This is a genomic window from Modestobacter italicus (assembly GCF_000306785.1).
GTDB classification, from domain to species: Bacteria; Actinomycetota; Actinomycetes; order Mycobacteriales; family Geodermatophilaceae; genus Modestobacter; species Modestobacter italicus.
Map to the genome: position 1 here is coordinate 1,322,313 of NC_017955.1, position 20,793 is coordinate 1,343,105.

Consider the following 20,793-nt stretch of genomic DNA (forward strand, 5'->3'; position numbering starts at 1 on the left):
GTCAGGTCGTCAGCCGCACGGAGGAGGGGACGGCGGTGGCCTGGGTGCGGGCCTTGCCGGTGGAGAAGCCCCAGAGCCCGCCGTCGGCGGTCGTGCCCATGACGCGGAAGCCGAGGTAGTCCCAGACGTGGTACTGGTCGCCGGCGACGCGGTCGTACACCGGGACGACGATCTGGTAGCCGCCCCAGGGCCAGCTGGTCACGTCGCCGTACTGGCTGCTGGCGACGCAGGTGCGGGCGGTGAACGCGACCGGCTGGAAGCTCTGGCCGGTCACGTTCCTGTCCTGGGCGGAGCTGCTGCCGCACTGGGCACCGGCGTCCGTGGGGGTCATCGCGCTGCTCGGCAGCACCAGGGAGCCGCTCCCGTTCGGACCGTTGCAGCTGTCGTTCGCGCTCCAGGCCGTCGGGGTGATCTCCTGGCGGGCCGGCAGCAACCACAGCCCGTTCGGCTCGGCCGCGAGGTGGGCCGGCGCCGCGGCGGGGAGCTGGAGGTAGCGGCAGTAGGAGATGGCGAGCGGGTAGCTCGCCGCGTACCCGACCGTCGCCGGCGTCCACTCGGCCGTCGAGGTGACCGAGACGGTGCCCGGCCCGATCGGGATGGGGCGCGAGGCCTCGGCGCTGACGGTGACGGAGACCTTCCGGCCGGACAGGGTGGTGGTCACGCTGGTGCCGGTGCCGGTGCCGGCGTTGTCGCTCACCATCTGGGTGGCGGTGGCCGACGACGCGGTCGCGGCGGTGGCCGGGCAGACCTTGGCGGGAACGGCATCAGGGTTGACGGGCACCGCGCGGGCGCAGTCCAGGGCGACGGCCAGGGCCGCGGCGTCGGCGGCGTTGCGCAGCACCTGCTGGTCCCGGCGGGAGGCGGAGGTGTCGATGGCGACGGCCGCGAAGCCCAGCAGCACGGTCATGCCCAGGGCGACGAAGACGGCGACGGCGCCGCGGTCCCGGCGCAGCCGGCCGGCGAGCGCGCCGGTCAGCCGCCGCATCGCATGACCGCCTTGCCGGTGAGCTCCACGCCGTTCTTGCCGACCAGGCCGGCGGCGAAGGGCTGGGTGTAGGTGACCGTTACGGTGACGGTGGCCGTGGGGTCGGTCGACGGGCAGGCGCTCGGGCTGATGGAGATCTGCGAGTCGGGGAAGTCGAGGGTGTCCACGGCCGCGTGCACGGCGGTCCGCGCCTGCGCGGGGTCGCTGGTGAGCGCCATGACCCGGGCGCCCTCGCGGGCAGCGGCGCTCAGCCGGGCGTGCACCTGCAGCGCCTGGCTGAACTCGACGATGCCGAGGAACAGCAGGACGAGCAGCGGCACGACCAGGGCGAACTCGACCGCTGCGGCACCGCGCTCGCCGAGCAGCCGGGCACCGAAGCGGCTCCGGCCGGCGGGGCGAGCAGCAGAGGTGGCGCGCACGTCGGTTCCTCTCGGGTGGCAGGGAGCGGGAGTGGGGCGGGCGCGGCGGCCGGCTCCCGGAGGAGCCGGCCACCGCGCCGGGTGTGCCGGGCGCGGGTGCGCCGTGATCAGCCGGCGGCCGGGGTGGTGGCGGGCTTGGTGCCGTTGACGTTGACGCTGTCGAACAGGGTGTTGAGCTTCGGGCCGAACAGCGCCACGGCGGCGACGACGGCGGCCGCGATCAGGCCGACGAGCAGGGCGTACTCGACGGCGCTGGCGCCGCGCTCCTCCTTGAGGGAGGTCACGCGTCCGGAGACGCGCTCGCCGGCGACGAGGGACAGCGTGTAGAGCGACTGGAACAGGGTGACCACGGTGCTTCTCCTGGGGGACGGGCCGTCGGCCGACCGTGTCGTGGTGACCCGGGGTCGCGGCTTCACGAAGGTGGTCGGCACCGGGTCCAGGAGGGCTGAGCGATGGGCGCCGGGGTTCACCCCGAGGGGTGAACCGGGGTGGGGGACGGGTGTGACAGCGCGTGACAGGACCCCGGTGCTCACCACGTCGACACCGCCCACGGTCCGGTGAGCAGCGCCGCCGCCAGGGCCCCGGCGAGCAGGGCCGGACCGAAGGGCAGGTCGGTCCGCAGGCCGGCCCGGCGGGCGGCGAGCAGGCCGAGACCGAGGAGCCCCTGGGCGAGGAAGCCGAGGAACACCCCGACGAGGACGACGGGCCACCCGAGCCAGCCCAGGTACAGCCCGGTGAGCGCGACCAGCTTGACGTCGCCCATGCCGAGGCCGGACGGGCTGATCAGCGCCATCACCAGCAGCAGGCCGAAGGAGGCCAGGCCGGCGAGCAGCCCCCGGCCCAGGTCGTCCCACCGGTCGGTGGCGAGCGCGGCGCCGGTCAGCAGCACGACGGCCACCGCGGTGCCGGGCAGCAGGACGCGGTTGGGCAGCCGGTGCTCCCGGAGGTCCACCACGCCCAGCAGGAGACCGACGGCCACGAACCACAGCCAGGCCGGCAGGTCGGCCGACGCACCGAAGCGCAGCACGACGGCGGTCGCCGCCACGGCACCCACGGCTGCGGCGAGCACTGCGCCGGCACCGACGGCCGTCCGGGGCGAGGTGGTGACGGCGGCAGCTCCGCCGTCGCCGTCGACGGGTGCAGGTCCCGGCGGTCGGGTGAGGGCGCTCCCGGCCAGCTGGTGGGCGGCGCGGCCGGCCACCGCACCGAGCAGCGCGACGGCGACGCAGAGGAGCACGGTCACGGGAGGATCGCCGGACGGGCGCAGCGGGTACGCCGCGGCTCGCAGGTCGTCACCGACATCTCGTCCTCCTCCCGACGCTCGGAGGGATCCTCGGCGTCGGCGGCGACTTCTTGAGCTGGACCGCAGGTCAGGGGCCGGTCATCGGGTCGGGACGCAGGGCAGCTGTCCCACCTGCCCCGGGCGTCCCGGAGGTCACGGGTGTCACGGGCGGCTCCCGTCGTCCCGACCCCGACGGCAGGCGGTCCCGGGGGCGTCGGCCGCTCGGGACAGCGCAGCGGCCGGCCCCCCGGAGGGGAGCCGGCCGCGGCCTCGCAGGTGCGCCTCACGCAGGCGCTGCGGTCACGTCAGGGGGTGGTCTTGGTGCCGTTGACGTTGACGCTGTCGAACAGGGTGTTGAGCTTCGGGCCGAACAGCGCCACGGCGGCGACGACGGCGGCGGCGATCAGGCCGACGAGCAGGGCGTACTCGACGGCGCTGGCGCCGCGCTCCTCCTTGAGGGAGGTCACGCGTCCGGAGACGCGCTCGCCGGCGACGAGGGACAGCGTGTAGAGCGACTGGAACAGGGTGACCACGGTGCTTCTCCTGGAGGACAGGCCGTCGGCTGTCCGGGTCCTGGTGACCCGGTGTCGCGGCTTCAGAAGAGTTGTCGGCAACCGATCGGGCGGAGCTGAGCGCCGGGCCCGGAACTCACCCGGAGGGGTGAACCGGGGTGGGGGACGGGGTGAAGGCGGCTGTGACAGCGCGTGACGGGAGCGCGCGCCACCCACCGCCTCAGCCCTGCGGAGAGCTGACCTTCTCCGCCTCGATGGTCACCAGCAGCCGCTGCTGGTCGCGGCCACCGAACCAGGGGTAGGGCCCGCCCAGGTACTTGTGGGCCAGCTGGTCGATGTGCTCGGCGGCGCCCTCGGTGGTGATGCCGACGACCCGCCCGCGCACCGCGAAGTAGCGCGACACGTCGGTCGGGTCGGCCACGTTGAGCGCCACCCGGGCATCGCGCTCCATGTTCCGCACCTTCTGGAACCCGGCGACGGTGTTGACCAGGATGTGCGTGCCGTCGGTGTCGACCCAGGTCTGGGTCATCTGCGGGGAGCCGTCGGGCATCACGGTGGCCACGAAGCAGGGGCTGGGCTGGCGCAGCAGGTCGAGCAGTCCGGCGGGCAGGGCCACGGGTGTTCCTCTCGGGGGAGTCAGGTGCCACCGGACCCTGTCACGCGCCACCGACCCCCGCCGGAGCGCCCGCCCACAGCGCCACAGGCGCGCTCCTGGTGGTGGGGTCAGTGCAGGGCGGTCGACAGGCGGACGGTGAGGCCCTCGCCTGCGTCGATGACGTCGACGTTGTCGCACAGCTGCCGGGCCAGCCACAGCCCCATGCCGCCGCGGGAGAGGTCGGTGCCGTGGGCCGGGCCGTAACCGGCGAACGGGTCGTCCATGCCGGGGCCGCGGTCGCTGATCCGGCAGACGACCCGGTCGGCGGACGCCCACAGCCGCAGCTGCACCGGCGGGCCACCGTGCCGCACCGCGTTGGAGCTCATCTCGTCGATCGCCAGGTGCAGGTCCTCGACCCGGTCGGGGTCCCCGCCCAGGCCGGTCAGCCGCTCACCGACCGCGTGCCGCAGCCCGATGAAGTCCGAGACGTCGTCCACCTGCAGCAGCGGCTCGGTCGCCTCCAGCGGCTCGACCGGCACCGGGAGCGAACGCAGGTAGTCGGCGGGTTCGACGTAGTCGGGGTTGGGCCGGCGGCCCTGCTCGCCGACCAGGTGCGGGTGGGTGTGCAGCCCTGCCTCGACCACCTGGTCGGGCAGCCGGCGGACGTCGTAGACGCACAGCCCCCACAGCGGCTGGGGGTGCAGGGCCCGGTTGATCACCGCCTCGTAGCGCTGCCACTCCAGCCACTCCCGGGCGGTCGGGCCGAAGTCGGTGTCCCCGACCACCCGGACCCGCGGGTGCCCGGCCTGGACGCGCTCCTGCGCCAGCTTGCGGAAGGCGGTGATCGCCGCGGGGGTGCGGGTGCCGTACACGCCGTTGCGCTCCACGACGACCACGCCGTCCTCGCCACCGATGGCGTCGAGCAGCGACCGGGCGCAGGAGTCCTCGATCGCGATGACCGCGGCCTCGCCGGCTGCCAGCCCGGCCCGCAGGAAGGGGGCCGCGACCGCGACCAGCTGCTCCGGCGACTCGTAGAGGGCCAGGTCGTGCTGGTAGACGTGCGGGGGCCCGGACGGTACCCGGGGGCGGGCGGGGGGCATCAGGCCCTCCTCTCGGTCGTCGCTGGGAGCGTCCGCCGTCCTCCCACGGTAGGCCACCTGCATCCCGTCGGCGGGAGTCGCGAGGGGAGCGGGGACCCTCGTCGTCGTCACCTCAGCCAAGGGTCGGGTCCTCCGGGACGACGTCGGGCACCCGGTTCGGTCCGGCCTCGGCCGGCCGCGGCCGGTCCTGGGGGTGCAGCCGGACGGCGACCAGGGCCACGTCGTCCTCGGGCTTGCCGTCGACGAGCCGGGCGATGAGCTCGTCGCACAGCTGCTGCAGCGGCAGGTCGGCCAGCGCCGCCAGGTGCGTGCGCAGCCGGTGCAGGCCGGTGTCGAGGTCGGCGTCCCGGCGCTCGATCAGCCCGTCGGTGTAGAGCAGCACCGTGGAGCCGCGGTCCAGCGTCACCACCGACTCCGTCCGGTGGACGGTCGAGTCGACGCCGAGCAGCAGGTCGGCCTTCCAGTCGGCCAGCACGACGACGCTGCCGTCGGGGTGCAGCGCCAGCGGCGGCAGGTGCCCGGCGTTGGCCCACACCATCCGGGTGACCCCGCGCCGCCGCTCGTCGTCGTCCTGCTCCAGCCGGGCCACCGCCGCGGTGGCCAGCGTGTCGATCTGCAGCACGGCCATTGCCGAGTCCAGCCCGCGGAGCACCTCGGCCGGGCCGGCGTCGCTGTAGGCGGCGATGCCGCGCAGCAGGCTGCGGACCTGCCCCATCGCGGCGGCGGCGGCGGTGTCGTGCCCGACGACGTCGCCGATGACCAGCGTCGTGGCCCCGTTGGGCTGCAGGAACGCGTCGTACCAGTCGCCGCCGACCCGGGCCGCCTCGGCGGCGGGCAGGTACCGGACGACGATCTCGGCGTGGTCGGGCTCCGGGGGCTCGGTGAGCAGGCTGCGCTGCAGCGCCTCGGCCATCTGCTGCTGCTGGCCGAACAGCCGGGCGTTGTCCAGCGCGAGCCCGGCCCGGTCGGCGACGTCCTGGGCGACGGTCACGTCGGCGTCGGTGGGCTGGTGCCCGTCGGCGTAGAACAGGGTGAGCAGCCCGAGGGTGCGCCCGCGGGCCCGCAGCGGCAGGGCGACCTCGGTCCGGGGGGCGAGCAGGGTCAGCAGGTCGCGCGCCCGCCCCGGCGGCAGCAGCTCCAGCACGTCGTCCCCGGCGAAGGTCACCGCCTCGTTCGAGTGCAGCGCCATGCCCACCGGTGAGGTCAGCGGCATGGCGTCCAGCCGCACCTCGGCGTAGCGGTCCAGCACCGAGCGCTGCGCCGGGTCGACGTGCCAGGTGCCCACGTCGCGCGGGTGCCCGTCGTCGTCGATGACGGTGAGCACGCAGTAGTCGGCGAGGGCCGGGACGACGATCCGGGGCAGCCGGGCGGCGGCGGCCTCGACGTCCAGGGTGCCGGCCAGCTCGGCGCTGACCTGGGCGAGCAGGGTGAGCCGGCGGGTGGCCCGCTCGGCCTGCGCCTCGGCGTGCCGGCGCTCGGTGACCTCGAGGAAGTAGACCGACAGCCCGTCGGGGGTGGGCCAGGCGCGCAGCTCGTACCAGCCGTTGAGCGGCTCGGGGTAGTGCGCGTCGAAGGCGACCGGCTGCCCGGTCGCCACGGCCTGGCGGTAGCTCTCCTCGAACACGCCGTTGACCGTCGCGGGGAAGGCGTCCCAGATGACCTGGCCGAGCAGCTCGTCGCGGGTGCGCCCGAGCAGCTTCTCGGCCTGGGCGTTGACGTGGGCGAAGCGCCACCCGGCGTCCAGGGAGTAGAAGCCGGCCGGCATCGCCTCCAGCACGCGGCTGACCCGGGCCTCGCTCGCCACCTCGGCGGTGACGTCGTAGGCCACGCCGATCACCCGCGTCGCCGGCCCGGGGGCGGTGCCGAGGCCCCTGCCCCGGGCGCTGACCCACCGGGTGTCCCCGTCGGGCAGCAGGATCCGGTAGTCGGTCTCCAGCTCGCCCCGGGTGGCGATCACGTGCTTGAGCGCCTCGGTCACCCGGGGCAGGTCGTCGGGGTGCAGCCGGGTGTTGAACGCCTCGATGGTCTGCTCGAACGTCGCCGCGTCGTAGCCGAACATCTCGACCAGCCGGGCGTCCCAGCTCAGCCGGCCGGTGGTGAGGTCCCAGTCGAAGGTCCCGATCCCGGCCGCGTCGATCGCCAGCTGCGCCCGCAGCTGGGTCGTCTGCTGGTCCGCCTCCGGCACGTCGCCGACAGACGTCGGCTCCACGCGTCCACCCACCCCACGTCGCTGCCCCGGCGGTCCGGGGCTCACCGGGCTCGGTGCTGAACCCCGACGTCTGTTGTGTCACGGACGACGGGTCCGGGGCAAGCGCCACGACGCAGATCACGTCGAGCTGTGTCCCGTGGTGCCGGTGGTGCGCCGGGCCGCCGCACCCCGGCGACCCGGCGCAGCGGACCTAGCGACGCAGGGCGCCGGCCGGCACCGGGACGTCGTCGCCGACGGGGGTGTCCGCGGCCAGGTCGGCCTCGAAGGCGGCCACGTCGTCGGCCACGTCGTCGGACCCGCTGCCGGCGACCTCGGGCCAGCCGATGCTCGGCGCGTGACCGCGGAAGTTCTTCAGCCACCAGCCCCAGTCCTCGGGCACCAGGTCGAACGGGCTCTCCTGACCGAGCTCCCGGGCCGCCCAGACCGGCCAGTGCGGGTTGGCCAGCGCCGGGCGACCGAGGAGGACGACGTCGACGTCCCCGCTGCGCACGGCGGCGTCGGCGTTCTGCGGCACGCCCAGGTTCCAGCTGGTGGCCACCGGGATGCCGATGTCGCGCTTGACCCGGCCGGCCTTGGCGACCCAGGCGCTGGCGTCGTTCCAGAACGGGTCGACCATGTCGTCGGTGTTCCCGCCGAAGCTGACGTCGGCGAGGTCCAGCCCGTGCTCGGCCATCCAGCCGATCGCGACGACCGAGTCCTCGAACTGGGTCCCCAGCGGGTGGAAGTCGTCCGAGCCCAGCCGCATGGTCAGCGGCAGGTGCTCCGGCCACACCGCGCGGACGGCGTCCAGCGCCTCCAGGTGGAAGCGGGCCCGGTTCTCCAGGCTGCCGCCGTACTCGTCGTCGCGCTGGTTGGCCAGCGGCGAGAAGAAGCTGGCGCCCAGGTAGCCGTGCGCGAAGTGCATCTCCAGCCACTCGTACCCGGCGTCGGCCGCGCGGCGGGCGGCGTCGGCGTACTGCCGGTGCACCTGCCGGATCTCCTCGACGGTCAGCGCGTGCACCGGGTGGGGGCGCTTCGGCGCGCCGTAGGGGATCGGCGAGGGGCCGACGACCTGCCAGCCGTCGGGGTGGTCCGGCGGGAGCTGGGTGCCGCCCTCCCAGGGCCTCAGCTCGCTGCCGTTGCGGCCGGTGTGGCCGAGCTGGATGCCGGCGACGCCGCCCATCTGCTTGATCATCGAGGTGACCCGGGCGTGGCCCTCGACCTGGTCGTCGTCCCAGATGCCGGCGCAGTGCACGCCGGTGCGCCCCTCGGGCGCGATCGCCACCTGCTCGGGGAACACCAGGCCGAACCCGCCGGCGGCGCGGGCGCCCAGGTACATGAGGTGGAAGTCGTCGAGTTGCCCGTCGCGGGAGCGGTACATCGTCATCGGGCTCATGCCGATGCGGTTGCGGAGGGTGACGCCCTTGAGGGTGAAGGGGCTGAACAGGTCCGGCATGGGGTCCTCCGTGGCGGTGGGTGCGTCCCCGCAGTCCACGACCCGGGTGAGGACGCCCGGTGACGGCCAGGCTGTTTCTGCGTTCCGTTTCCCGCACACCGGCTCCCCGGGGGTGTGCGGAAGCACGACGGCGCCGTCCCCGGGCTCGGGGACGGCGCCGTCGTACGCGGGTCAGTGACCGGCGGCGGGCACCTGCGCACCGCGCTGCGGCACCGGGTTCGGGCCGCTGGGGAGCACCACCAGGCTGACCACCGCGCCCAGGGCGAAGACCCCGGCCGAGACCAGGAAGGCCCGGGTCTCACCGGCGACCGCGGCGTCCGCGAGCACCGACGCCGACTGCTGGTGGGAGGTCACGTAGGAGGCGGTGACCGTGGCGGCGATGGTGTTCAGCAGCGCCGTGCCCAGCGCCCCGCCGACCTGCTGGCCGGTGTTGACCAGCGCGGAGGCGACACCGGCGTCCGCGGGCCGGGTGCCCGAGGTCGCGGTGTTGAAGCACGAGGCGAAGATCAGGCCCATGCCCAGGCCCATCACGAACAGCGCCGGGAGCACGTGTCCCAGGTAGCCGCTGGTGGCCTCGAGCCGCCACAGGTAGAGCAGCCCGGCCGTGCCGAACAGCTGGCCGGTGGCGATGATGAACCGCGGGCCGATCTTGGGCAGCAGCCGCGGGACGACGACCGTCGAGCTGGTCAGGATGCCTGCCACGAACGGCAGGAACGCGACGCCGCTCTTCAGCGGGCTGAAGCCCTTGGTCTGCTGCAGGTAGTAGGTGAGGAACAGGAAGACGGCGAACATGCCGATCGCGGCCAGCGTGATGGCCACGTAGGCGCCACCGCGGCGCCGGTCCAGGACCACCCGCAGCGGCAGCAGCGGGTGGGCGACCTTGGCCTGCAGCAGGACGAAGGCGACCAGCAGCAGCACCGAGACGACGATCAGCGCCACCGTGACCGGGTCGCCCCAGCCGTCGGTCTCGGCGCGGGCGAAGGCGTAGACCAGCCCCCCGAGGCCGAGCACCGCGGTGACCACGCCGGGGATGTCCAGGTGGACGCCGTCGGCCGGGGCGACCTTGCGGACGAACACCACGGCGCCGGCACCGGCGATCAGCGCGATCGGGATGTTGACGTAGAGGCACCAGCGCCAGCTGGCGTACTCGGTGAGCACGCCGCCCAGCAGCAGGCCGATGGCCGCACCGGCGCCGGCGATGGCGCCGAAGATGCCGAAGGCCTTGCCGCGCTCCTTGGGGTCGCTGAACGTGATGGTCAGCAGCGACAGCGCGGAGGGGGCGAGCACCGCGCCGAACACGCCCTGGACGGCGCGGGCGGCGACCAGCGTGCCGAACCCGGTGGCCGCGCCGCCGAGGGCGGAGGCCAGGGCGAAGCCGATCAGGCCGACGAGCAGCGTGCGGCGGCGGCCGAACATGTCGGCCAGCCGGCCGCCGAGCAGCAGCAGCCCGCCGAAGGCCAGCGCGTAGGCGGTGACGACCCACTGCCGGTCGGCGTCGTCGAAGCCGAGGTCGGCCTGCGCGCTGGGCAGCGCGATGTTCACGATGGTCGCGTCCAGCACGACCATCAGCTGGGCGAGGCCGAGCGCGGCGAGGGTCCACCAGCGCCGGCTGTGGTCGCGCTCGTCCTGGGCGGCGGCGGTGGCCTTGGCGTCGGCGGTCCCGGGGAGGGCCGAGGCGGAGGGTGGAGCGGGGTGGGACACGGGGGCTCCTGGGCGAGGTGTGCAGGTCAGAGGCGCACCGTCGCGCCGGCGTGGGGACGCCTGAGGTCATTGCTCGGTGCACGCAACCATCTCGGGTGTCGACCTGTTCCCGGTGGGGGAAGGAACGCCCATGGCCTCCTCCTCGTTCGACTTCACCGGCTCCGTCGTCCTGGTCACCGGGGGTGGCAGCGGCATCGGCCTCGCCATCACCCGGGCCTTCCTCGACGCGGGCGCGACGGTGGCGGTCAGCGGCCGCCGTCCCGACCGGCTGGAGCAGGCGCTGGCCGGGCACCCCGCCGAGCGCACCGCGGCGCTGCCCGCGGACGTCTCCGACGGTGCGCAGGTCACCCGGCTGGTGGCCGACGTGGTCGAGCGCTTCGGCCGGCTCGACGTCGTGGTGAGCAACGCGGCCGGCTACGAGTCCGGCCCGCTCACCGAGCTGGCCGACGACGCCTGGGAGCGGCTGCGGGCCACCAACGTCGACGGCTTCTTCCACCTGGCGAAGGCCACGCTGCCGCACCTGGCCACCTCAGGGGGCAACCTGGTGGCGGTGTCCTCGGTCTCCGGGGAGCGCGGCGACTGGGGGCAGGCCGCCTACAACGCGACGAAGGCCGCGATCAGCAACTTCGTCCGGTCCCTCGCCCTGGACTGGGGCGCCCGCGGGGTGCGGCTGAACGCGGTGGCGCCGGCGTTCACCCTCACCGAGCTCACCGAGGGGATGGGCCGGGACGAGGCGTCCCTGGCGCCGTTCGTCAACCGCATCGCGCTGGGCCGGCCGGGGGAGCCCGAGGACGTCGCGCCGGTGGTGCTCTTCCTGGCCAGCGAGGCCGCGGGCTACGTCACCGGGGCGGTCGTGCCGGTCGACGGCGGGACCAGCGCGTCGACCGGCCAGCCGCACGTCTGACCCGGGCCCGCCGCGCGCACGCGGGATGTGCGATAAAGCGTGTCATGACTGCGCGCACCGTCCCGGCATGACGGGGTCCTCCTCCGCGCCGGCGGCACCTCCCCGGGTCGAGGGCGCCGCCGTCGACAAGGGGCTGAAGAGCGGGGCCCTCGGGCTGGCCTCCTCGATCGTGCTCGGCGTCTCCTCCACCGCGCCGGCCTACGCGCTGGCCGCCACCCTGGGGTTCGTCGTCATCGCCGTCGGGGTCAAGGCGCCGGCGATCATGCTGCTGGCCTTCGTGCCGATGTGGCTGATCGCCGTCGCCTACTCGGAGCTGAACAAGCGCGAGCCCGACTGCGGGACGACCTTCACCTGGGCGGCCCGCGCCTTCGGTCCGCGCACCGGCTGGATGGGCGGCTGGGGGATCATCGCCGCCGACGTCATCGTGATGGCCAACCTGGCCCAGGTCGCCGGCTCCTACGGGTACCGGCTGGTCGGGCTGGACTCCCTCGCCGAGAGCACGCTCTGGACGACGGTCGCCGGGGTCGGCTGGATCGCGCTGATGACCTGGATCTGCTACCGGGGCATCGAGCCGACCGCGCGGGTGCAGAACGTGCTGCTGGCCGTGGAGGTCGTCGTCCTGGTGGCGTTCGCCACCTACGCGCTGGTCAAGGTCTACGCCGGCACCGCACCCGCGGGCGCCCTCACGCCGTCGCTGTCCTGGCTGTGGCCCTCGGGCCTCAGCTGGGCCTCGCTCACCGAGGCCGTGCTGCTGGCGATCTTCATCTACTGGGGCTGGGACTCCGCGGTCGCGGTGAACGAGGAGACCGCCGACCCCACCCGCTCGCCGGGGCGGGCGGCGATCATCTCCACCGTCCTGCTGGTCGGCATCTACACGGTCGTGTCGATCGCGACGGTCGCCTTCGCCGGGGTCGGCACCGAGGGGATCGGGCTGGGCAACGAGGCCAACGCCGAGGACGTGTTCAACGCCCTGGGGACGACGGTCTTCGGTGACGACGTCTTCGGGCGCGTGTTCGAGGCGCTGCTGATCGTCTCGGTGCTCACCTCGTCGGCGGCCTGCACCCAGACCACGATCCTGCCCACCGCCCGGGGCTCGCTGTCGATGGCCGCCTACGGCGCGCTGCCGCGGTCCTTCGCCCGGATCCACCCGCGGTACCTGACGCCGACGGTCTCCACGGTCTGGATGGGCGCGGTCTCCATCGCCTTCTACGTCGGCCTCACCCTGGTGAGCGAGAACGTGCTGGTCGACTCGATCACGGCGACCGGGATGCTGATCGCCTTCTACTACGGGCTGACCGGGTTCGCCTGCGCCTGGGAGTTCCGCCGGTCGCTGCACGGCCCGCGGGACGTGCTGATGCGCTTCCTGCTCCCGCTGCTGGGCGGGCTGTTCATGCTCGCCGTCTTCGTGCTCGCCTGCGTCGAGTACGCCGACCCGGAGTACGGCGAGACGGTGTTCCACGGCGTGGGCGGGGTGTTCGTCATCGGCGTCGGCGCCCTGCTGCTCGGGGTGCTGCTGATGGTCGTCTACGCCCGGGTGGCGCCGGCCTTCTTCCGCGGGCGGACGATGCTGCGCGGCACCGACGACCTGCTGGACTCGGTGACGGGCACCGACCCCCGCGCCTGACGTACTCACCGGCCGTCCTCCCGCACCAGCGTTGCTGCGGGAGGACGCCCTTCGATCAGGTCACCTGATCACTGCCGCGGGCGCCGGGGCAGGTCCACGCGCGGGGTCGGGGTCGGGGTCGGGGACGCGGTGCTGGGCGGGGAGGAACGCCAGCGCGACGACCGCCCCGGCCGCGCTCGCCGCGGCGGCCACCCAGGAGCCGGCGGAGACACCGTCGAGGAAGGCCTGCTGCACGGCCACGGCCGCGCCGTCGGGCAGCTGGCCGGCCACCGCGAGGCCGGCGAACACCGAGTCCGCCGCTCCCTCGGCCACCGGGGCCGGAGCGCCGGCGCCGGTGAGCGCGTCGACCACCGAGGGCCCGTAGACCGTGCTCATCACCGAGCCCACGACCGCGACCCCGAGCGTGCCGCCCACCTCCCGGACGGTGTCGTTGACCGCCGAGCCGGCACCGGCCTGCTCGCTGCGCAGCGCGCCCATGACCGCCTCGGTGGCCGGGCTGGTCACCAGCCCCAGCCCGGCGGCCATCAGCACCATCGCGGTGACGATGCGGCCCCAGTAGTCCGACTCCAGCGAGCTGCCGGCGGCCACGGCGAACCCGGCGGCCATGGTCAGCAGCCCGGCGGCGACCACGAGCTTGGTGCCCAGCGCCCGCATGGCCAGGATCGCCAGCGGGCTCACCGCCCCGATGACCACCGCGAACGGCAGGGTGGCGAGGCCCGCGGTGAGGGTGTCGTAGCCGCGGACGGCCTGGAAGTACTGGGTGATCAGGAAGATGAAGCCGAAGAGGCTGAAGAACGCCAGCGCGATCGCCCCGCTGCCGACCGAGACCCGCGGGTCGGTGAACAGCCGGACGTCGAGCATCGGCTCGGGGCGGCGCAGCTCCCAGCCGACGAAGCCCGCCAGCGCCACCGCGGCGCCCAGGTAGCCGGCGACGGTGGCCGCGGAGCCCCAGCCGTTGCCCGGCGCCTCGATGGTGGTGACGACGAGCAGGCCGATCGCGGCGACGGACAGGCCGGCGCCGACCAGGTCGAACCGGCGCGGTCGGGGGTCGGCGGACTCGGTGAGCAGCAGCCGGCCGGCGGCGACGGCGACGGCGGCCAGCGGCAGGTTGACCAGGAAGACCGAGCCCCAGGAGAAGTGCTCGAGCAGGAACCCACCGGTGACCGGCCCGATGGCGACCGACAGCCCGGTGACCGCCGACCACACGCCGATGGCGGTGGCGCGCTCGCGCCGGTCGGTGAACGTGGTCACCAGCAGCGCGAGGGTGGCCGGGTAGACGGCAGCGGCGGCGACGCCCATGGCCACCCGGGCGGCGATCAGCTCGCCGGTGCTGTCGGCCAGCGCCGCCAGCGCGGAGGTCGCGGCGAAGAGCACCAGGCCGGTCTCCAGCAGCCGGCGGCGGCCGTAGCGGTCGCCGAGGGCGCCGCCGAGCAGGAGCAGGGCGGCGAAGGCGAGGGTGTAGCCGTCGACCACCCACTGCAGGTCGCTGGTGGTCGCCGCGAGCTCGCGGCCGATGGTCGGGAGCGCGACGTTGACGATCGTGTTGTCCACGCTGACGAGCAGCACGGACAGGCAGAGCACGAGCAGCACCCACCACCGGCGGGTGGCGGGCGGGGCGGGGGGAGTGGTCACGACGACCTCCTGGTGTAGAACGTTGTGCCATGACCGTAGAACGTTGTTCTACTGCGGTCAACGAGGCAGGATGAGGTCGTGACAGATGTCAGCGCCGGCGGTGGCCGGACGCCGAGCCGGGCGGTCGAGCAGGCCCTGGTCGACGCCGCTGAGCGGGTGCTGGTGCGCGACGGGCTCGGCGGCCTGACCGTGCGGGCGGTCGCCGCCGAGGCCGCGGTGGCCCCGATGGGCGTCTACAACCGGTTCGGCAGCAAGGACGGGCTGGTCGCCGCGGTGCTCGCCCGCGGCTTCGAGGGGCTGCGGGCCGCCACGGCCGCGGCCGACGACGCCGACCCGGTCGAGCGGTTGCTCACGTGCGGCCGGAACTACCGCAGGTTCGCGCTGGACCACCCCCAGCACTACGCCGCGATGTTCGGGGCCGGCTGGGCGGCGGCGGTCCCGACCGAGGAGCTGGTGGACCGCGCCGGTGCGGCGTTCCAGGCGCTGGTCGACCGGGTGGGCTACGCCGTGGACCGCGGCGTGCTGCGACCCGGTGACCCGGTGGGCACCGCGCAGCTGATCTGGAGCTCCGTGCACGGCGCCGTCTCCCTGGAGCTGGCCCACCTCGGCCGGACCGCGGACCCGGCCGCCAGCTACGAGGCGCTGCTCCGGATGCTCCTCGACGGGCTCGGCTGACCCGGAGGGGTGAGGCCGGGAGCTCCCCGGCGACGTGGAGCTCCAGCGGCCGCTCCCGCGTGCCGACCCCTGCACAGACGAAAGGGGCCGGTCATGTTGACCTTGGCGTGCAGTGCAGTGGCTCAGGCGGGGACCGTGGCGACGACCGCGTCGCTGGACGACACCTCCGCCGACGCGTTGTTGTTCGTGGCCGGTTGGCTGACCACGGCCGCCGACCTGACCTCCCACGGGATGCTCATCCGCGACCTCGGGACGACCTTCGACGTCCTGCTGTAGACGAAGGACCCCCCGTGCCCCCCGCCACTCGCAGGCTCGCGGCGGGACCCTGCACGGGGGCCGTCACCCGCTGCTGAGCGGGGCGCTGCGTGAGGTGCCGAGGTCGGCGGCGTCGGCTGCTCGCCGGCCGGCGTGCCAGCCGGCCGGGTCCACGGTGCGGCCGCTGCGGCGGCGCACCGAGGGGAACAGCTCCTCCACCGCCCGGTCCACCGCCGCCTGGCGGCCGGCCAGCACCGGGGCCAGGTCGCTGCCGTAGGTGGCGGTGGCCTCCCGCCGCGCGGAGTCCCGCGCCGCGGTCAGCCGCTCCTCGATCCGCTGCGCGTAGGAGTAGAGGAAGCCGCGCCGGTAGGCCGTCGACCGGCCGCGCGGCCCGGCCAGCGGCACCGCGTCGGCCAGTGCCCGACCGGACTGCAGCAGCAGCGAGGTGACCAGCAGGTCCACCACGTCCAGGTCGCCGGGCATCCCGACCAGCGTGGCGATGCCGAACGCCGGCAGGAGCACCACCCGCACCCCGTTCGCCGACCCGGCCGCCTGGACGATCGCCGCCTTCGCCTCCGCGTGCGGGTCGTCGAGGTGCAGCCGGCGGGCCTGGACCTGCCCCGCGCCCGCCGGTGCACCCGCGCGCCGGCCGAGCATCGCGGTGTCGATCGCGTGCCGGGCCATCAGCTCCTGCGCCTTGGCCGTCAGCGACTCGGCCTCGGCCTCGAACTCGGTCGACTCGGCCTTCGCCAGCAGCCCTCGGATGCGGCTGAGCGCTCGGGCGTCGACGGCCTCCTCCCAGCCGCTGTCGGCGAGCACCGCCGCCGACCAGCCCGAGGGCGGGGGCAGCAGCTGCTCCAGCCGGGGGAGGCCGCGCAGCAGCCCGACCACCCGCAGCACGTCCCGCCAGGCCGCGGCCGGGGCGATCTGCTCCGCCCGCCACCAGCCGGCCACGGTGCGCGCCGGGCCGTCCAGCTCGGCCAGCTGCGCCGTCCAGGCGCGGGGCGCCCGCCCGGCCGCGTCGGCTGCGGCGGCCTGTCCGGTGATCACCGCGCCGACGAGCCGGCCCGCCCGGGCGCTGACCTTCCGCCGCACCACGTGGGTGAGGTCCGCCGGTTGCCAGCCGCCCTCCCAGAGGACCGGGAGCAGCTCGAGCAGCACCTCCTGGGCGTGCCCGTGCGAGTCGACCGCCGGGTCGCGGAGCAGCAGCCGGTCGACCACCCGGTCCAGCTCCTGCCCGGTCACGCCGGGCTGGGCGGCCAGTCGGGCACCGGCCATCAGCAGGCGCAGCACGTCGTCCACGGTCGGGGCGCTCCTCGGGGTCACCCGGTCAGCGTGCCGTGGACCGGGCGGCGCACCGAGGCCCGGGGGGCAGCTGGGGACGACGCCGTCCGGTGTGGACGGCGGCGCGCACGACCCGCCGTGCGGCCCTACCCTCACCGCCGCGCACGGTCGGCCCGGTCGACGTGTCGACCTGTCGACGGGTGGCTACGTTGACCGGCATGGCTGACCTCGCGACCCGCGCCCGGACCCTGCTCGACCTGCACACCGCGCCGGAGATCCTCACCCTGACCAACGTCTGGGACGTCGTCTCCGCCACCGTGGTCGCCGGCACGCCGGGGGTGCGGGCGCTGGCCACGGCGAGCCACTCGATCGCGGCGACGTTCGGCTACGAGGACGGCGAGAACATCCCGCTGGAGCTGCACCTGGACATGGTCGGCCGGATCGTGGCGGCGGTCGACGTCCCGGTGAGCATGGACCTCGAGGCCGGCTACGGCGACGCGGGGGAGACCGTCCGGCGGGCGATCGAGGTGGGCGTCGTCGGCGGCAACCTGGAGGACCAGATGAAGCCGCTGGACGAGGCCGTCGCCGCGGTCGAGGCCGTGGTGCGCGCCGGCCGGGACGCCGGCATCGACTTCGTGCTCAACGCGCGCACCGACGCCTTCGTGAAGGCCGCACCCGACGCCGACCGCGGCGAGCTGGTCGCCGAGGCCGTCCGGCGGGGGCAGGCGTTCCTCGAGGCCGGGGCCCCGGTGGTCTTCGTGCCGCGGCTGGTCGACCGCGAGGAGATCGCCGCCGTCGTCGAGGGCCTGGGCCGCGGCAGGCTGACCCTGATCAGCGTCCCCGGTGCGTCGTTGCCGGCCCGCGAGCTGCAGGAGCTCGGCGTCGCCCGGGTGTCCACCGGGCCGTTCACCCAGCGGGTCGCGCTGACCGCGCTGCAGGACGCGGTGACCGAGATGGTCGCCGGGGGCACGCTCCCCGAGGGCACCCGCCCGCTGAACTAGGTGGCCGCCGGGGTCTCTCCCCGGCTGGCGTGGGCGGCCGAGCTGGCCGCCCCGCGGCCGGGTGACCGCGTGCTGGAGGTCGGCTGCGGGCACGGCGTGCTGCTCTCGCTGCTCGCCGACCGGCTGACCACCGGCCAGGTCCTAGGGCTGGACCGCTCCGCCACCATGACGGCCGCGGCGGCACGGCGGAACGCCGCCGCGGTCGCCCGGGGGACCGTGGCCGTGCGCACCGCGGAGCTGCTGGACGCCGGGCTGGACGTCGGCTGGGCCGACCTGGTCGTCGCCGTGCACGTCGGGGCGTTCTGGCGCCCGCCGGCGGACGGGTACGGCGTCGTCCGGCAGGTGCTCACCGAGGGTGGCCGCTTCCTGCTCGTCGACCAGCCGCTCCGGCCCGGGCAGGCCGAGGACCGCGTCGCGCGCGTCGCCGCACTCGCGGCTCCGCACGGGCTCCGGGTCACCGCGCACCACCGCGGTGACACCCCACCGCGGCCCTCGATCGCCGTCGAGCTCCGGCGGTGAGCAGCGGGTACGGCTCAGCCCGGCCGCACCGGGCGGCGGGACCGCCTAGCCTGCGCGGGTGCGCAGCGAGCGCGGCCTCGACCGCCTGGTCACCTTCCTCGACGCCGTGGTCGCCATCGCGATCACCCTGCTGGTGCTGCCGCTGATCGAGGTGCTGGCCGCGGGCCGCGACGAGGACCTCGGCGCCGTCCTGGCCGACGAGGTCGGGCAGTTCGGTGCCTTCGCGCTGAGCTTCGTGGTGATCGCCCGGCTGTGGCTGGCCCACCACCGGATCGTCGAGCTCGTCGGCGCGTACGACGACGCCTTCCTCCGGGTGAACCTGTGCTGGGCGTTCACCATCGTGCTGCTGCCCTTCGCCACTGAGGTGATCGCCGAGTTCGGCACCGACCGGCTGTCGGTGGGCCTGTACATCGGCACGATCCTGGCGAGCTCCGCCGCGACCACGGTGCTGGTGGCGCTCCTCCGCCGGCGGGCGCCGCTGCGCCGGCACGGCGTCCCGGCCGCGGACGTCCACGTGGCGCCGTCCGCCGTCCTCACCGGGCTGCTGGGGCTCGCCCTGGTGGTGGGCACCGTGTTCCGGTCGGTCAACTTCTTCGCGCTGTTCCTGCTGTTCCTCAGCGGCCCGGCCGAACGGATCGTCCGCCGCGTGCGACTGCCGGGGTGACCAGCACCACTCTCGGTGGCTGACCCGGCGGATCGGGCGGAGCATCGGGGCAGCACGTCGACGTCGACGAGAGAGAAGGCACCGCTGCCATGACCGATCTGCTCCTGCCCGCCGACTTCTTCGGTTTCCAGTCGTTGCTCCCCGACGACGAGCAGAAGGAACTGGTGGCCCTCCGGGAGTTCCTTGAGTCGGAGGTCAAGCCCCGCGTCAACGCCGCCTGGGCGGCCGCCGAGTTCCCGCACGACCTCATCCCGAAGTTCGCCGAGGCCGACATCGTCGGCCGCGCCTACGACTGGGACGGCCGCCCCCGCGCGTCCCGCCTGTTCACCGGCTTCCAGGCCCTCGAGCTCTCCCGGGTCGACCCGTCGATGGCCACCTTCATCGGTGTGCACCAGGGCCTGGCGATGGGCTCCATCATGGTCCTCGGCTCCAAGGAGCAGCGGCAGCGCTGGATCCCGTCGATGATGCGGATGCAGACCATCGGCGCCTTCGGGCTGACCGAGCCCGAGGGCGGTTCCGACGTCGCCCGCGGGATGCGCACCACCGCACGCCGGGACGGCGACTCCTGGGTGCTCGACGGCGCCAAGCGCTGGATCGGCAACGGCACCTTCGCCGACGTCGTGGTGGTCTTCGCCCGCGACGTGGACGACGACCAGGTCAAGACCTTCGTCGTGGAGAAGGGCACGCCCGGCTTCGTCGCCACGAAGATCGAGGACAAGTTCTCGCTGCGCACCGTGCAGAACGCCGACCTGACGTTCACCGACTGCCGGATCCCCGCGGAGAACAAGCTCGAGGACGGCAACACCTTCAAGGACGTCAACAAGGTCCTCAAGGTGACCCGCGGAGGGGTCGCCTGGAGCGGCGTCGGCTGCCAGCTCGGCGCCTACGAGGTCGCGCTGGCCTACGCCAAGGAGCGCGAGCAGTTCGGCAAGCCGATCGGCAGCTTCCAGCTGATCCAGGACCTGCTGGCCCGGATGCTGGGCAACGTCACCGCCAGCCTCGGCATGACGGTGCGGGTCTCCCAGCTGCAGGAGGTCGACGCGCTGCGCGACGACCAGGCGGCGCTGGCCAAGAGCTACGTGACCGCCCGCGGGCGGGAGACCGTCGCGTGGGCCCGCGAGCTGTTCGGCGGCAACGGCATCGTGCTGGAGAACGACGTGATCCGGTTCTTCGCCGACGCCGAGGCGCTCTACTCCTACGAGGGCACCCGGCAGATGAACACGCTCATCGTCGGCCGCTCGATCACCGGTCTGAGCGCCTTCGTCTGACCCCGGACGTACGACGGCCCCCGGTGCAGCTGCACCGGGGGCCGTCGTACGTGTCAGCGGATCAGGACTGCGCGTGCCCCTGGACCGTCTGCTTGGCGTCCTGGGCGGTGCCCTGGACGTCCGAGGCGGCGGACTGGCCCTCGGCCTTGACCGTCTGCACACCGTCCTGCGCGGTCTCCTTGACCGACTGGACGGCGTCCTGGGCGGCCGGCTTCAGGTTGTCGCCGATCTCCTGCGCGACGTTCTTGGCCTGGTCGACCAGCGGCTGCGAGTGCTCCTTGACCGCGGTCTCCGCCTGCGAGGCGAGCTGCTTCTCCTTCTCGCTGGTGGGCAGCAGCGAGGAGACGAGCCAGCCGACGCCGAAGGCGATGAGGCCCGCGGCCAGCGGGTTGCCCTGCGCCTGGCGCTGGAGGGTGTCGGGAGCGGACTGCACGGCACCCACCGCGGAGGAGGCGGCGTTCTGCACGCTGCCGGCCGCGGAGGAGGCGGCGTGCTGGGCGGAGCCGGTCACGTTCGAGGTCGTGTTGCCCATCTGCGCTCCCTTGTCGTGGGCGGCGCCGAACACCCTGTCCTTCAGGCCGGCGACGCTGCTCTTGGCCCGGCCGACGCGGCGGTCCACCACGCGGGTCGGGTTGACCTTCTCGTTCAGCGCGTCGACCTCGTAGCTGAGGTTGGCGCGGGTGTCCTCGATCTGGCGGCGGATCACGTCCGGGTCACTGCTGGTCATGT

Annotated in this window: 21 protein-coding genes; 8 read left to right on the forward strand and 13 right to left on the reverse strand. The window is 74.3% G+C overall.

Annotated features, from left to right (window positions below):
- Position 1: 1 nt before the first annotated feature.
- The 10 genes from MODMU_RS28375 to MODMU_RS06450 form a co-directional block, all read right to left on the reverse strand.
- Positions 2-985 (reverse strand): pilus assembly protein TadG-related protein, encoded by a 984-nt coding sequence (locus MODMU_RS28375; protein ID WP_041795008.1) that lies wholly within the window; start codon positions 983-985, stop codon positions 2-4.
- A complete protein-coding gene (locus MODMU_RS06410) occupies positions 973-1,404 on the reverse strand; it encodes a TadE/TadG family type IV pilus assembly protein (RefSeq protein ID WP_014739385.1) in 432 nt (143 codons plus the stop codon). Before MODMU_RS06410 ends, MODMU_RS28375 begins: the two co-directional genes overlap by 13 nt.
- 107 nt (positions 1,405-1,511) lie before the next feature.
- Positions 1,512-1,754 (reverse strand): Flp family type IVb pilin, encoded by a 243-nt coding sequence (locus MODMU_RS06415; RefSeq protein WP_014739386.1) that lies wholly within the window; start codon positions 1,752-1,754, stop codon positions 1,512-1,514.
- 179 nt (positions 1,755-1,933) lie between these two features.
- Positions 1,934-2,647: a prepilin peptidase gene (locus MODMU_RS06420; RefSeq protein ID WP_014739387.1), complete on the reverse strand. Its 714-nt coding sequence runs from the start codon at positions 2,645-2,647 to the stop codon at positions 1,934-1,936.
- Positions 2,648-2,991: 344 nt separating this feature from the next.
- Positions 2,992-3,219, reverse strand: coding sequence for a Flp family type IVb pilin (locus tag MODMU_RS06425; protein ID WP_014739388.1), 228 nt, complete (start codon positions 3,217-3,219; stop codon positions 2,992-2,994).
- Positions 3,220-3,418: 199 nt separating this feature from the next.
- Positions 3,419-3,814 carry a PPOX class F420-dependent oxidoreductase gene (locus MODMU_RS06430; protein WP_014739389.1) on the reverse strand — a complete coding sequence of 132 codons (396 nt, stop codon included), beginning with the start codon at positions 3,812-3,814 and terminating at the stop codon, positions 3,419-3,421.
- Between the two features lie 107 nt (positions 3,815-3,921).
- Complete coding sequence (locus MODMU_RS06435) at positions 3,922-4,893, reverse strand: sensor histidine kinase (protein ID WP_051143936.1); 972 nt, start codon at positions 4,891-4,893, stop codon at positions 3,922-3,924.
- Between the two features lie 112 nt (positions 4,894-5,005).
- Positions 5,006-7,102, reverse strand: a complete 2,097-nt coding sequence (locus MODMU_RS06440) for a SpoIIE family protein phosphatase (RefSeq protein ID WP_014739391.1) — start codon at positions 7,100-7,102, stop codon at positions 5,006-5,008.
- A 190-nt stretch (positions 7,103-7,292) separates the two neighbouring features.
- Entirely contained in the window at positions 7,293-8,537 is a 1,245-nt protein-coding gene (locus MODMU_RS06445) for an NADH:flavin oxidoreductase/NADH oxidase (RefSeq protein WP_014739392.1), read from the reverse strand.
- A 171-nt stretch (positions 8,538-8,708) separates the two neighbouring features.
- The gene (locus MODMU_RS06450; RefSeq protein WP_014739393.1) at positions 8,709-10,238 is read right to left on the reverse strand and encodes an MFS transporter; all 1,530 of its coding nucleotides are present in this window, start codon (positions 10,236-10,238) and stop codon (positions 8,709-8,711) included.
- A 130-nt stretch (positions 10,239-10,368) separates the two neighbouring features.
- Here MODMU_RS06450 and budC point away from each other — a divergent pair, with 130 nt between their 5' ends.
- Together budC and MODMU_RS06460 are read left to right on the forward strand one after the other, a co-directional pair.
- On the forward strand, positions 10,369-11,142 hold the full coding sequence (budC, locus tag MODMU_RS06455; RefSeq protein WP_014739394.1) for a meso-2,3-butanediol dehydrogenase: 774 nt from the start codon (positions 10,369-10,371) through the stop codon (positions 11,140-11,142).
- 67 nt (positions 11,143-11,209) lie between these two features.
- On the forward strand, positions 11,210-12,766 hold the full coding sequence (locus MODMU_RS06460) for an APC family permease (protein ID WP_014739395.1): 1,557 nt from the start codon (positions 11,210-11,212) through the stop codon (positions 12,764-12,766).
- Between the two features lie 60 nt (positions 12,767-12,826).
- Here the strand turns inward: MODMU_RS06460 and MODMU_RS06465 are convergent, their stop codons facing one another.
- Positions 12,827-14,398, reverse strand: a complete 1,572-nt coding sequence (locus tag MODMU_RS06465; protein WP_014739396.1) for a DHA2 family efflux MFS transporter permease subunit — start codon at positions 14,396-14,398, stop codon at positions 12,827-12,829.
- 78 nt (positions 14,399-14,476) lie between these two features.
- Between MODMU_RS06465 and MODMU_RS06470 the strand changes: the two genes are divergently transcribed.
- A complete protein-coding gene (locus MODMU_RS06470; RefSeq protein ID WP_014739397.1) occupies positions 14,477-15,073 on the forward strand; it encodes a TetR/AcrR family transcriptional regulator in 597 nt (198 codons plus the stop codon).
- A gap of 135 nt (positions 15,074-15,208) precedes the next feature.
- Entirely contained in the window at positions 15,209-15,349 is a 141-nt protein-coding gene (locus tag MODMU_RS06475) for a hypothetical protein (RefSeq protein ID WP_231851774.1), read from the forward strand.
- Positions 15,350-15,412: 63 nt separating this feature from the next.
- On the opposite strand, the gene MODMU_RS06480 is transcribed toward MODMU_RS06475, so the two are convergent.
- Entirely contained in the window at positions 15,413-16,654 is a 1,242-nt protein-coding gene (locus tag MODMU_RS06480; RefSeq protein WP_166503417.1) for a DUF2786 domain-containing protein, read from the reverse strand.
- Between the two features lie 176 nt (positions 16,655-16,830).
- Here MODMU_RS06480 and MODMU_RS06485 point away from each other — a divergent pair, with 176 nt between their 5' ends.
- From MODMU_RS06485 to MODMU_RS06500, 4 genes are all read left to right on the forward strand, one after another.
- The gene (locus tag MODMU_RS06485) at positions 16,831-17,613 is read left to right on the forward strand and encodes an isocitrate lyase/PEP mutase family protein (protein ID WP_014739400.1); all 783 of its coding nucleotides are present in this window, start codon (positions 16,831-16,833) and stop codon (positions 17,611-17,613) included.
- Positions 17,614-18,132: an SAM-dependent methyltransferase gene (locus MODMU_RS26795; protein ID WP_014739401.1), complete on the forward strand. Its 519-nt coding sequence runs from the start codon at positions 17,614-17,616 to the stop codon at positions 18,130-18,132.
- A 58-nt stretch (positions 18,133-18,190) separates the two neighbouring features.
- Complete coding sequence (locus MODMU_RS06495) at positions 18,191-18,796, forward strand: TMEM175 family protein (protein WP_014739402.1); 606 nt, start codon at positions 18,191-18,193, stop codon at positions 18,794-18,796.
- Positions 18,797-18,885: 89 nt separating this feature from the next.
- Entirely contained in the window at positions 18,886-20,064 is a 1,179-nt protein-coding gene (locus MODMU_RS06500; RefSeq protein ID WP_014739403.1) for an acyl-CoA dehydrogenase family protein, read from the forward strand.
- 61 nt (positions 20,065-20,125) lie between these two features.
- On the opposite strand, the gene MODMU_RS06505 is transcribed toward MODMU_RS06500, so the two are convergent.
- A complete protein-coding gene (locus MODMU_RS06505; protein WP_014739404.1) occupies positions 20,126-20,791 on the reverse strand; it encodes a DUF3618 domain-containing protein in 666 nt (221 codons plus the stop codon).
- Positions 20,792-20,793: the final 2 nt, after the last annotated feature.